11 protein-coding genes are annotated in these 13379 nt (G+C 49.6%); 8 read left to right on the forward strand and 3 right to left on the reverse strand.

Translation table 11 applies throughout. The features are described from left to right. The 7 genes from METBU_RS0106255 (at position 1) to cynS (ending at position 7076) form a co-directional block, all read left to right on the forward strand. Positions 1-495, forward strand: a complete 495-nt coding sequence (locus METBU_RS0106255; protein WP_017839805.1) for a hypothetical protein — start codon at positions 1-3, stop codon at positions 493-495. Positions 496-520: 25 nt separating this feature from the next. Next, complete coding sequence (locus tag METBU_RS0106260) at positions 521-964, forward strand: universal stress protein (RefSeq protein WP_017839806.1); 444 nt, start codon at positions 521-523, stop codon at positions 962-964. Between the two features lie 46 nt (positions 965-1010). Then, on the forward strand, positions 1011-1424 hold the full coding sequence (locus METBU_RS0106265) for an NINE protein (RefSeq protein WP_017839807.1): 414 nt from the start codon (positions 1011-1013) through the stop codon (positions 1422-1424). Between the two features lie 179 nt (positions 1425-1603). Next, positions 1604-3547 (forward strand): TIGR00341 family protein, encoded by a 1944-nt coding sequence (locus tag METBU_RS0106270; protein WP_017839808.1) that lies wholly within the window; start codon positions 1604-1606, stop codon positions 3545-3547. Between the two features lie 434 nt (positions 3548-3981). Beyond that, complete coding sequence (locus tag METBU_RS0106275; protein WP_017839809.1) at positions 3982-4791, forward strand: formate/nitrite transporter family protein; 810 nt, start codon at positions 3982-3984, stop codon at positions 4789-4791. 64 nt (positions 4792-4855) lie between these two features. Next, positions 4856-6595 carry a bifunctional protein-serine/threonine kinase/phosphatase gene (locus METBU_RS0106280; RefSeq protein ID WP_017839810.1) on the forward strand — a complete coding sequence of 580 codons (1740 nt, stop codon included), beginning with the start codon at positions 4856-4858 and terminating at the stop codon, positions 6593-6595. Position 6596: 1 nt separating this feature from the next. Beyond that, positions 6597-7076 carry a cyanase gene (gene cynS / locus METBU_RS0106285; protein WP_014147765.1) on the forward strand — a complete coding sequence of 160 codons (480 nt, stop codon included), beginning with the start codon at positions 6597-6599 and terminating at the stop codon, positions 7074-7076. Positions 7077-7387: 311 nt separating this feature from the next. Here the strand turns inward: cynS and METBU_RS0106295 are convergent, their stop codons facing one another. The 3 genes from METBU_RS0106295 to nirB are packed head-to-tail and all read right to left on the reverse strand — an operon-like array spanning position 7388 to position 11198. Further along, positions 7388-8305: a PhzF family phenazine biosynthesis protein gene (locus METBU_RS0106295; protein WP_014147764.1), complete on the reverse strand. Its 918-nt coding sequence runs from the start codon at positions 8303-8305 to the stop codon at positions 7388-7390. A gap of 8 nt (positions 8306-8313) precedes the next feature. Continuing rightward, entirely contained in the window at positions 8314-8640 is a 327-nt protein-coding gene (gene nirD, locus METBU_RS0106300; RefSeq protein ID WP_026130071.1) for a nitrite reductase small subunit NirD, read from the reverse strand. Positions 8641-8642: 2 nt separating this feature from the next. Continuing rightward, positions 8643-11198: a nitrite reductase large subunit NirB gene (gene nirB / locus METBU_RS0106305; protein WP_017839812.1), complete on the reverse strand. Its 2556-nt coding sequence runs from the start codon at positions 11196-11198 to the stop codon at positions 8643-8645. Positions 11199-11899: 701 nt separating this feature from the next. Between nirB and METBU_RS0106315 the strand changes: the two genes are divergently transcribed. Beyond that, a complete protein-coding gene (locus METBU_RS0106315; protein WP_017839814.1) occupies positions 11900-13378 on the forward strand; it encodes an MFS transporter in 1479 nt (492 codons plus the stop codon). Position 13379: the final 1 nt, after the last annotated feature.

Genomic DNA, 13379 nt, shown 5'->3' on the forward strand with positions numbered 1-13379 from the left:
ATGTACGGATGGGTCCTGCTATTTTTCGATCTTTGCCGATTTCGGAAAGGCCCGCAAGACCTTCCATATTCTCAGGCTTTGCTGCTGAGTTCTATTACGGCCTATGCCATACTGGGATTTTTGATGCTGTATATCGAAAGCGGCTGGTTTAACGCAATTATGCAGGTATCGGTCGGCGCCTTATTATTGCTGGCTTTCGCCAAAATCATATTGCTCATTTCACGGAAACCCGGCCGTTTTGTGCAAACATCGAGCGCGCTCTTTGGAACCGATGCCTTAATCAGCTTTTTCGCGATCCCGATCATTGCCGGAATGACTACGGGCAGGGTTTCAATGTTATCTTTCGCGGCAATGGTTGCGCTAATGATCTGGAATTGGCTAATCATCGGCCACATCTTGCGTCATGCTTTGTCCGAAACTTTTAGTTTCGGTTTGGGTATCGCATTCTTGTATATCATGGCCTCTTATTGGGTCATGGCTCAGTTGTTCCCCTAACACCGGCATTTCAACAGGAATCCTTATGAAAAACTATACCCATATCTTACTCGCGGTTGACTTTTCCGATCATACCGATCCCATTGCTGAACGCGCACGCGACTTGGCCGATAAATCCCAAGCTAAAATAAGCCTGCTGCATGTCGTCGATAACCTTCCGATTGTCGACACAGTGAACGGGCCGATTATCCCCTATGAAATCGACTTGACCGAGCAATTAATGGAGTCGGCCAAATTACGACTGGAAAAACTCGCAGAACGATTCAAAATTCCCGAAAACAATCGCTTCCTCGAATTAGGCAGCCCGAAAATCGAAATCGTCAGAATTGCCGAGGAAAACGCGGTCGACTTGATCGTCGTCGGCTCGCACGGCCGGCACGGACTCGCATTGCTGCTAGGATCAACGGCTAATGGCGTATTACATCATGCCAAATGCGATGTCCTTGCGGTACGCATCAAAGACGAATAACCCCCCTCGACCTTAAACCCTAAACCTTGAACCTCATTTTACAAACATGATCGGACATATAGAAAGTTTTGACCTCGGCAGACAAACCGGCGTAATAAAAAGCGGCGACTCTTTTTACGAGTTTCATCTCGACAGCTGGCAATCGCCCGGCTTACCGGAACCGGGCGACGATATCAATTTCGAATTGGAAGAAGGCGAAGCCAAATCGGTTATCTTGATCGGATCCTATCTCAATCCGCACAAACCGGTAAAATCTCGACTGCTGGCAACGATACTCGCGTTGCTTTTGGGCGGCGTCGGCGCGCATCGTTTTTATCTCGGCTATTATTGGATCGGTCTTGCTCAGATCGCAGTGACCGTTTTAACCATCGGTTTCGGCGTGGTATGGGGCTTTATTGAATTCGCCCTGTTACTCAGCAAAAATTTCGATATAGACGCCAAAGGCAGACCGTTGAAATAAACGATCATTATGCCTTTCGCACTTCAAATTTCGGCAATGTCCGAGGAGGCGTCGGAGTGTTCGACAAAGGCTTTTCCAGCATAGAGCCTACATGGATGTATTTACGGCGTCCTTTGACGGACACCCCGGCACCGAAATTTGACTAGCAAAGGATATAACTTGCGAAAGGTATATATCGAATGACAGAATCTAAACCGCTTTACCTCATTCACTCCGATGAGTTGGATAAAAAGAATTTGGTTCTAGTCAAGCAACATCCGCTAATTGTTGAGAACGACATCTCAATTCGCCCGATTAAGGTGTCGAACCTTAGCGGACTGCATGTCAACGGCAATCTAAATCATGCCTTGGTTTGGGTTAAACATACCGAATTTCAAGCCGTACTGACTGCTGCATTCAATAAAACCATCGCATTAAGTTTTCTGCCGTATCCCAACGAATTACGACCCGTATTTTTCGATCATCTCGGTCTGCCCAATAAGCTTGACGACTGCTTGGCCTTAGTATTAGAAACAGAAAGAGTTCCGGTCGATTTGATCCGCTGCAACGGAGAATTCATTAGCCGCGGCATCGGCCTGTTGAATCAAACAGCACTAGCCGAATTGATCGAGGCCGGCAATACGCGAAATCTCTTCAAGAAAACAAAGTTTTATTGTCAGCGTTTGATTCATGCCTTCAACTTACAACCGATTGCCATCGAAATAGAAACCGCGAAAGGAAAATCAGTCAAAACGGCGATCATCGGCTTGTATCTATTGGATCTTGCAAAACGAAATCCATTCGCCAAACTTTTCGGCGAATCGGCATCGCTTAAAGATGGCCGATTGTCGTTCGTGTTCTTTGCACCGCAATCGATTTTAAGCTACATACAATCGACATCGATAACTATTCCGCAGGCTTCGGCACAACTACCGAGACAACTAGGATTCGTTCGAAGCGTTTCTTTGCGCATAACTGCAAAACAGGATATTGACTTTTGGATAGAACACAAACCGGTCTCGACTCGCGAGCTATTGTTAGAAACGGTTCCTGCAGCCCTTAAAATCACCGTCGGCGACAGTTTTCGATCGCTCAACTCGCAATCCGGCGACAAAGAAAATTTCAATGTCGAAAACCTGCCGCAAGGGGAAGCGCGGCTGAAATATTTCAGTAAAACCTTACCGTTTTTTCCCCATGCGCTCGAATCCGACTTTAAGGACTTGTTCCTAGCACTCAAGGAAAACGCCAGGACGACGAGTACCTATGTCTTATTAATGGTACTCAGTTCCATGCTGGCCACGTTGGGTTTATTCCTGAGTAGTCCATCCGTCGTTATCGGCGCGATGGTTTTGGCACCCTTGATGGCACCGATTATTTCTTTGTCGATGGGCTTGCTTCGCTCCGAAAAATTCTTAACTCGAGAATCAATCGTTTCGCTGCTGATCGGCATTGGCATCGCGCTTGCGATTTCATCGGCAATGGCGGCATTACTGCCTTTCAAAGATGCCACGCCGGAAATCGAAGCCCGTTTGCATCCTTCGACGTTGGATTTATTGGTCGCGGTTTTTTCCGGTATCGCCGGCGCGATGGCCCAAGCCCGCGAAAGCATAGCCAAAAGTTTGCCGGGCGTTGCCATCGCAGTCGCCTTGGTGCCTCCCCTCTGCGTTGCAGGTATCGGCATCGGTTGGCTTGAATCCGATATTTTTTTTGGCGCCATGCTCTTATTCTTGACCAACTTAATCGGAATTACGATGGCCGCCCTCATCTCATTTATGGTTATCGGGTTCGCGCCTTTTACTCGGGCCAGAAAAGGAATTTTGCTATCGAGCCTATTGTTGGCATTGATTTCCGTTCCCTTGTTCTATTCTTTCCAAACCATGGAGCATATCGCCGATATCAAAACGCAACTGGCCGGTAGAACCTATCAAATCAATGGACACCGGCTTGAACTTAGGAATATCAAAGTCAATACGCTACGACCGCTCAATCTAAATGCCGATCTACTCACCAATACCATGCCGGACGAATCGGTGTTTACTCGGCTCGAGGATGATTTACATACGGAACTCGGTAGGCCTGCCCGCTTCAATTTTGCTTTGCATTTTGTTAGGGAAACCGTTGCCGTCGATGAAAATGAACAATAAGCCGCGCTCCGCAGCTACGTCATAGACGACGCACTAAAATCTACTCCGCAATGCACCAGACCGGTTCACAAAGACACAAAACAACCCTTACCCAACAAGAGCTAATATTTACTATTTATAATATCAATAGCTTATATTTTTAATAGAACTTGGCACGATTTCCGCTTATCTTCATTCGAGTTTCTTAAAGCAAAGGCGCTTTATCCCCACTAGGGATTAAAGCGCCTTTTTTTTGCCTTGTGTTTTTGTAATTATTCAGCATAAGTCATGTATGAGAAGGTGTCAGGCACTGATTTATAAGGCTGTCTGCAACAGGACGTTGCAGTCAGAGCTTACAGGGATGTATTCACGCGTCCTTAGAAATCAATGCCTGACACCAACCTACCGCATGCGCTGAATAGTTACGTATTTTTTAACTTGATCAGAGGAATGCCATGTCTTATTTAGTCCCTTCGGAATTTGTCACAAAAATGGTAGATGCCGGTGAATCCAAAGTCTATATGTCAACACGAGATACGCTGATCAGAGCTTATATGGCCGGTGCGATCCTTGCATTAGCCGCCGTATTTGCAGTCAGTATCACTGTAGAAACCGGTTCTCCTATCTTCGGCGCGATTATGTTTCCGGTCGGTTTTTGCATGTTGTACTTGCTAGGCTTCGATCTTTTGACCGGTGTTTTTGTTCTGGTGCCGTTGGCATGGATCGATAAACGCCCGGGAGTGACGGTAGGCGGTATTTTCAGAAACTGGGGATTGGTCTTCGTCGGCAATTTCCTCGGCGCTTTGACCGTGGCGTTGTTGATGTCGATAGTCTTCACCTACGGGTTTTCGGTGGAACCGAATGCCGTCGGAAAAAAACTCGCCGGCGTCGGCGAGGCCCGTACGTTGGGATATGCCCAATATGGTGTCGCCGGCTGGTTTACGATCTTTACTAGAGGCATGCTATGCAATTGGATGGTATCTACCGGCGTGGTCGGCGCGATGATATCAACCACGGTCAGCGGTAAAGTAATCGCGATGTGGATGCCGATCATGCTGTTCTTCGGCATGGCCTTCGAACATTCCGTAGTGAACATGTTTCTGTTTCCCGCCGGCTTGATCATGGGCGGTAATTTCTCGATCATGGACTATTTCATCTGGAACGAAATACCCACGGTTCTGGGCAACCTAGTCGGCGGACTCGCATTTACCGGCATGACGCTGTACAGCACTCACATAAGAACCGCACCGAAGCGTGCTCTGTAACTCGCCCCCTTAACAGAGTCTCAAACTTAGCTTAAGGTTGAGACTCTTCATTAAACGAAAACCCATGTCCGGTACACTAAAAATATCCGTAGGGCAATATTCCGATAAGGGCCGAAAGGAAATCAACCAGGATTTTCATGGCGTCTATATGCCGAAAGAACCGCAATTGAGTTCAAAAGGTGTTGCCATTGCGATGGCCGACGGAATCAGCAGCAGCACTGTAAGCCATATTGCCAGTGAAGCTGCGGTCACCGGATTCCTAGAAGATTATTTTTGCACCTCGGAAGCTTGGTCGGTCAAAAAATCGGCGCAACGGGTCTTGCTTGCAACCAACTCCTGGCTGCATGCTCAAACCCAACAAAGCCAATATCGTTACGATAAAGACAGAGGCTATGTTTGTACCTTTAGCGCCTTGATTTTCAAGTCTAATACCGCGCATATTTTTCATGTCGGCGATACGCGGATTTATCGATTACAGGACAATCATCTGGAGCAATTAACTAACGATCATCGACTTTGGGTTTCCCAAGACAAAAGCTACCTGAGTCGTGCATTGGGTATCGATCATCACCTTGAAATCGATTACCAAGCGCTACCGATCGAAATGGGCGATCGCTTCTTGTTGATGACCGATGGCGTTTATGAATTTGTTAATCATGTTTTCATCATTAATGCGATCAAGAAGCATGGCGACGATTTAGCTACTGTCGCAACAATGATCGTCAACGAAGCTTACCGGCAAGGGAGTTCGGATAACTTGACGATACAGATTGTCGCTGTCGAGGAATTGCCGAATCAAAATGCGGATGAGATTTATCGGCAAATAACAGAGCTTCCGTTTCCGCCGACATTGACCGCCAGGATGATTTTCGACGGTTATCAAATCATGAGAGAGCTGCATAATAGCAACCGGAGCCATGTCTATTTGGCAATGGATACCGAAACGAATACACCGGTCGTCATTAAAACGCCTTCGATCGATCTTCGAAACGATCCCGCTTACCTTGAGAATTTTCTCATGGAAGACTGGATAGCGCGCCGCATCGATAGTCCCCATGTCTTAAAACCCTGCGAACAAACCCGAAAACGCAATTATCTCTACATTGTCACCGAATTCATCGATGGCCTAACCTTGAAACAGTGGATGATCGATAACCCGAAACCCGATCTGGAAACCGTACGCGGCATCATTGACCAAATTGCCAAAGGCTTACGCGCGTTTCACCGGCTGGAAATGGTCCATCAGGACTTGAGACCGGAAAATATCATGATCGATAGCTCCGGCACGGTAAAGATCATCGACTTCGGCTCGACTCGAGTTGCAGGACTGACGGAAATGAACAGCCCCATCGAACGGCACCCATTACTCGGCACCGCTCCGTATAGCGCCCCCGAATATTTTTTAGGCGAAATCGGAACGGCTCGCTCGGACTTATTTTCGTTAGGTGTCATTACCTATCAAATGCTGACCGGCAAGCTGCCTTATGGCACTCAAGTCGCCAAATGTAAGACGAAAGCGGCTCAAAATCGATTGAACTATTACTCCATCCTGGACGATGCGCGAGCGATTCCTGCCTGGATCGATGATGCCATCAAGAAAGCCGTTCACCCGAATCCCTACAAGCGATATGAAGCATTATCCGAATTTATTCATGACCTGCGTTATCCGAACCAAACTTTTTTGAATAAAACGCATCCGCCGCTCATAGAGCGCGACCCAGTAACCTTCTGGAAAAGCATTTCTCTCATCTTGACGATTATCGTCGTCACGTTATTAATCCAACAAAGCAAAAGAGGTATTTAATATGAAAACGACTCCATCATCTTGCAAAGCCGACTCCTTGCTCACCAAAGAGCAAATGACCGATCGGATCATCACGGCAAAAGTACAAAAGCAACTCACCTGGACGGCCATTGCCGAACAAATCGGCGTCGATGAAGTTTGGCTGACCTCGGCTTGCCTTGGCATGAACAGCATGAAACCGGAACTGGCCGAAAAGCTATGCACCGTTCTGGAACTACCCAACGAAGTACAAGTCGCCTTGGCAATGTTCCCTTACAAACAATGGGCTTTCGACGTACCTCAAGATCCCCTCATTTACCGGCTTTATGAAGTCGTCGGCGTTTACGGCGAAACCTTGAAAGAAATCATTCACGAAAAATTCGGCGACGGCATCATGAGCGCGATCGATTTCAGCATGACGGTCGGCAAAGAAGAAAACCCGGCGGGCGATCGCGTTATTATCACGATGAACGGCAAGTTTTTGCCTTATAAGTCTTGGTAAGCTAGGTAGATTTGCTTTATAACCCAACTCTATTCAAACCGTAATGTGGCAGCATGTATACCTTTCGCACTTCAAATTTCGGCAGTGCCTTAGGAGGCGCCGGGGTGCTCGGCAAAGGCTTTGCCAGCATGGAGCTGGCATAGAGCCTACATGGACGTATTCACGGCGTCCTTTGACGGACACCCCGGCGCCGAATTTTGATCTCCGATGAGTATAACCCGTATGCAGCATAGTGGAATACGGGAATGACATGGCTTCGAACGTCCCGGATTGGGCTACGCTTCCCGGGCTACACGGCTAAAGGTAAACCTTCATTTCGGCAAATCGATTAGCCCCTCGGCAAACATCACGGCCTCGCCGCCGACGCGAAGAGGCAGTAACTCCTCGCCTTTGTTATCCATTTCGATGCGAATAACACTGCGTCGCGAACGTTCGTCGCCACGTTCCACAGCGAAACTGTGCGTGCCCTTACGCGTATGCTCGAACGAACACAAATACGAACAAAAAGCCGGCACCGCATTGCCGACCGGCGGATCTTCGGTTAAAGCAAGGCGTGGCCCAAGAAGCCGCAAATTGAAATCGGCATCGGGGAACGGCGTTTTCGGCGCAAATAGCAAAATCTCTTGCGCGGCGGTTTGCGGCGCGGCGGATTGGCTCCAGGCGGGGTAATTGAAAAGCGCTTTTCTTACCGACTCGTATTTCCAAACCGGCACGATCAAATAGGGATACCCACAGGAAACCAGTCTTGGCGAATACTTTTTGTGATCGAGTTCCGATTGCTCCAACCCTAGAAAAGCGGCTAATTCTTCATCGCCCGGTGCAAACCGGTCGACAATGGCGCTGACTTTTCGGGTAAATTGCACAAAACCAGGCTTACCGCCGACACTCGTAATGTTCGCCTCGACAGGCCCCGCATTTTGTTCGAACACGACCCGGGTAATCGGCTCGTTTAATTCGATATCGCCGCAACTGGCCAAGACAAAAGCCGCGGCAATGACCGGATGACCGCCTAAATGAATCTCCGCCAGCGGCGAAAATATGCGCATTCTTCGTACATTGCCGCCGTTGATCTTATGAAAAATGAAGACGGTTTCGGACAAATTCAGTTCCTTGGCTATCAAGGCCATTTTTTCGGCATTGAGTCCGTCCGCTTTCGGAAAAACGGCAATCTGCGCGCCATTGAAAACCCGATTCGTGAAAACGTCGGCAATATAATAATGATATTTCATAAATCTCCCTAAACGTTAACGGCAACCCGCCGATTTTCGATACGAACACCATAGGTTTCGATTTTCACAGTCTCGTCCTCGAAGCAAACGCCCGTCTCCAAATTGAAATGCTGTTTATAAAGCGGCGATGCTACCATCGGCTGACCGCCGATATCGCCGATCATGCCGCGCGATAATACATTGACTTTGCCGAAAGGGTCGAAATTATCGACCGCGTAAACCGCCTGTTCCTTCGGCATATAAAACAAAGCAATTTGCCTGCCATCCGCCCAGACGCAAACACCGGAATCCGGCTGCAGATCGTCGACCGAGCAGACATCGATCCATTCGCTCATGCTCATGCCTCCTCCAATATATTGAAATGCTTCCTGGCCTTCAATGCCTCCCGCTCTTGTTCATCGGCAGGGCGAACTTGGCCGCGCTCCTCGACGAACACGATGTTGTCGTCGAGTCGGTCGCTATTGACGAAATGCCGGAAACGTTTCAATTTGCTCTCGTCCTCGATCGTGGTTTTCCATTCGCATTGATAGGTGTCGATGACATGGCGCATTTGTTTTTCCAGTGCCTCGCCTATGCTGAGACTATCCTCGATCACGACCGAACGCAAATAATCCAAGCCGCCTTCCATGTTTTCCATCCACACCGACGTCCGCTGCATCCGGTCGGCCGTGCGCACATAAAAAATCAGCACGCGGTCGATATATTTGATCAGTGTTTCCTTGTCGAGTTGGGTCGCAAACAAATCGCCGTGCCGAGGCTTCATACCGCCGTTGCCGCAGACATAGAGATTCCAACCGCCCTCGGTCGCGATCACGCCGATATCTTTGCTCTGCGCCTCGGCGCATTCGCGTGTGCAGCCGGACACGGCAAATTTGATCTTATGCGGCGCCCGAAGTCCTTTATAACGGTTTTCCAACTCGATCGCGAGACCGACACTGTCGTCGACGCCGAAACGGCACCAAGTGCTGCCGACACAAGATTTGACGGTTCTGAGCGATTTGCCGTAAGCATGTCCGCTTTCGAAGCCTGCGTCGATCAATTCCCGCCAGATCGACGGCAATTGCTCGACCCGGGCGCCGAATAGATCGACCCGCTGACCGCCGGTAATTTTCGTATACAACCCGTATTTTTTCGCGACCTGCCCCAACACGATCAATTTCTCGGGCTGGATTTCGCCGCCGGTCACGCGCGGCACGACCGAATAGGTGCCGTCTTTTTGCATGTTCGCGAGAAAAATATCGTTGGTATCCTGCAAACCGATATGCTCTTTCTTGAGAATATAGTCATTCCAATAAGAAGCCAGAATCGAGCCGACCGCTTGTTTGCAAACTTCGCAGCCGCGGCCGCGCCCATGTTTTTCGATCAATTCGTCGAAGGTCTTGATTTCCTCGACCATGATCAAATGATACAACTCCTGCCGGGTATGCGGAAAATGTTCACAAATGTCGGTGCTGACTTCGATGCCGAGTTTGGCCAATTCGCATTCCATCACCGATTTCATCAACGGCACGCAACCGCCGCAACCGGTCCCCGCCTTGGTTTCCGACTTGAGCGCGGACACCGTATTGCAACCGGCTTCGATCGCCGAACAAAGCGTTGCTTTGTCGACGTCATGACAGGAACAAATTTGCGCCGACATCGGCAGTGCATCGGGCCCGAGGCCGACCGACTCGTCGGAACGGTGCGGCAAAATCAACGAATCGGGATTTTCCGGCAGTTCGATGCCGTTCAAGCAATATTGCAGCAAAGTTCCGTAACCCGAAGCATCGCCGACGAGCACTGCGCCCAACAGCCTTTTTTTATCGGTACTGACCACGAGTCGCTTGTAGACTTCGCTATCGCCGTTTTGATAAGTGTAGACCAATGCGCCCGGCGTCTGCGCATGCGCGTCGCCGATGCTCGCGACATCGACGCCCATCAGCTTTAGCTTGGTGCTCATGTCGGCGCCGGTAAAATAATTGTCGCCGCCTTCGAGCACCGAGACGACGGTGCGCGCCATCGCGTATCCCGGCGCGACCAGGCCGAAGATCCGGTTATTCCACAAGGCGCATTCGCCGATCGCGAAAATATCCGGATCGGAGGTCCGACATTGATTGTCGATCACGATGCCGCCGCGCGGGCCGACCTCCAATTCGCAGTCCCGGGCGATATCGTCGCGCGGACGGATACCGGCCGAAAACAAAATCAAGTCGGTTTCGAGTGCATCCCCGCCGGCGAAATTCATTTTATGCAAACAGCTCTCGCCGTCGTCGATCAAGGTCGTGTTCTTATTTAAATGCACAGTCACGCCGAGCGCTTCGATCTTGCGCTTCAACAACGCGCCGCCGCCGTCGTCCAATTGCACCGCCATCAGGCGCGGCGCGAATTCGACGACATGCGTGGTCAAGCCTAAGTCTTTCAAGGCTTTGGCGGCTTCCAGTCCGAGCAGGCCGCCGCCGACCACGACGCCGACCTTGGATTGTTCGGCCGCAGTTTCAATCGCTTCCAAATCCTCTATGGTTCGGTAAACCAGGCAACGATCGCGTTCGTGCCCCGGTACCGGAGGCACGAACGGGTATGACCCGGTCGCCAACACGATTTTGTCGTAAGCGATCCGGACGCCATTTTCCGACAGCACTGTTTTAGCGCTACGGTCTATCGATTTTGCTCTGTCGCCTAAGTGCACGGTGATGCCGTGTTGTTCGAAAAACCCTTCCTCGACCATCGATAGATCCTGTGCGGTCTTGCCGGAAAAAAACGCCGACAGATGAACCCGGTCGTAAGCCGGCCTGGGCTCCTCGCAAAACACGACGATCTCAAAATGTTCCTTCGCGCCACTACTCACCAGTCCGGCCAAAAAGTTTTGGCCGACCATACCGTTACCAATCACGACTAATGTTTGTTTCTTGCTCATCGGCAACCTCGGTTTTCTGTATCTAAATTTTAGGCAAAAAAAAGGCGTCCAGTCGATGTGACGAATCACTCGAACAGGACGCCAATGCCCCAACAAAATCGGTACTCCGTTAGGAGTCTTGCTAATGATAAAGCAATATGAATGCCATGTTTTCAAGCAACTTTCGCGAAGCCTTGATTTAACTGGTTTTAACAAACCATTAATTAGTCAATTCGAATTCGATAATCATTAAGTTACCGCTTTCATCGCACACATTCGGTGAATAGCGTTAACTTTCCGCACCAATATAAAGCAAGATATTTATCCGCAACCGGATGAACAAGCGTGCGATACCAAAACATAAATCGGCATATTAATTGCTATATTTATTAAATTGAGCACTATTCACCTCTCGGTCACCGTAACTCTCATGAAGGCCCGGCCATCGCCCCGGCAAATGAAAGCTCTCTGTGTGGGGAGGGCGCGGTCACTCGCCCGACAGGACGCCGTGAATACGTCCGTGTAGGCTCGACGGCGGCGACTGATTGCCATGGATGGCATGAATGCAGATTTTGCAGGAGCAAAAATCTGCCCTGCCGCCGACGCCTGTCGATCGAGCAACCGCACCCTCTCCGGAACCGGTATTTTCTCTGCCGAGCTTCTTATATCGAAAGATTAGATAATGAGTCCAAATCTACGAACTTTCACAGTAAAACCAGCTAATGTCCATACTACAACTCAAGTTACTCGGCTTTTCCGGCAAAATCAAAATACTGCATTTGACCTGGACGGCTTTTTTCATCAGCTTTGTCGTCTGGTTCAATCACGCCCCTCTGATGCTGATGATCATGGATTCTGTGAATCTCACCGAATCCGAAGTCAACATTCTGCTGTTATTAAATTTTGCGTTGCCCATTCCTGCTCGCATCATCATCGGCATGGTCGTAGACCGCTTCGGCGCAAGAATCAGTTACAGCACTCTACTGGCACTGAGTAGCCTACCTTGCTTCGCCTTTGCGATGGCTGAATCGTTTCAACAATTAGCTTGGGCGCGCTTCTGTTTGGGGTTTATCGGCGCGGGCTTCGTGATCGGCATTCGCATCATCGGCGATTGGTTTCCGGCTCGGCAAGTCGGCGTTGCCGAAGGCATCTACGGGGGCTGGGGCAATTTCGGTTCAGCCGCCGCGACCATCCTGCTACCGGGACTGGCATTATATTTCGGCGCCGAAAACGGCTGGCGTTATGCGATTGCGGTAACCGGTATTTTGTCGCTAGCATATGCGCTCATCTATTACCGGAATGTCGAGGATACGCCGCCCGACGTGCCCTATTTGAAACCTAGACGTTCGGGCGCAATGGAGGTTACTTCGATAAAAGATCTATTCCTTTACATCTGCACGACCGTACCGCTTTATACCGCAATGTCTTTGCTCACTTGGCAGCTATCGACACCGGAAGCCGATTTACTTAGCACACCCTGGGTCATTGCGATTAACATCATTATTTGGGCCCTTTTCTTTTTTCAAGCTTGTCAAATCGTCGACATCAATGCGGAACGGCTCAGTCGTCCAATCGACAGCATTCACCATTATCCATTCAAACAGATCACTATCCTTAGCGTCGCCTATTTGATGACGTTCGGCTCCAAATTAGCCGTGGTATCGATGCTGCCGATGTTTTTCTTTACGATTTACCGCGAAACCCAAGCAGTCTCTATGATCGATGCAGGCCTGATGGCATCGAGCTTCATTGTCATGAATCTTATCGCCCGCCCGGTCGGCGGCTGGCTTAGCGACAGAATCGGCCGCAAGCTCTCGCTGACGATGTTTCTAGCCGGCACTTCGCTCGGTTATTACTTGATGTCCTTTATTGCCGGCGATTGGCCCATTTTGATGACTATTTCAATGACGGTGTTGTGTTCGATATTTCTTCAGGCCGCCGAAGGTGCGGTATTTGCCATCGCACCTTTGATCAAAAGACCCATGACCGGCCAGATCGCCGGCATCGTCGGCGCTTACGGCAATGCCGGAGCCATCTTTTTTTTAGCGCTAATGGGCCATGTCGCACCATCTACGTTTTTCATCATTCTGGCAGTTTGCGCACTGGCATCGGCAATCTTGGCGCGCCGCCTCGAAGAGCCTAAAGAGTTCATTACCGAAATCATGCCTGACGGCACTTTAGTGAAAATCGAACTGGATTGAC

The sequence above is a fragment of the Methylotuvimicrobium buryatense 5G genome, assembly GCF_000341735.1.
Taxonomy (GTDB): Bacteria; Pseudomonadota; Gammaproteobacteria; order Methylococcales; family Methylomonadaceae; genus Methylotuvimicrobium; species Methylotuvimicrobium buryatense.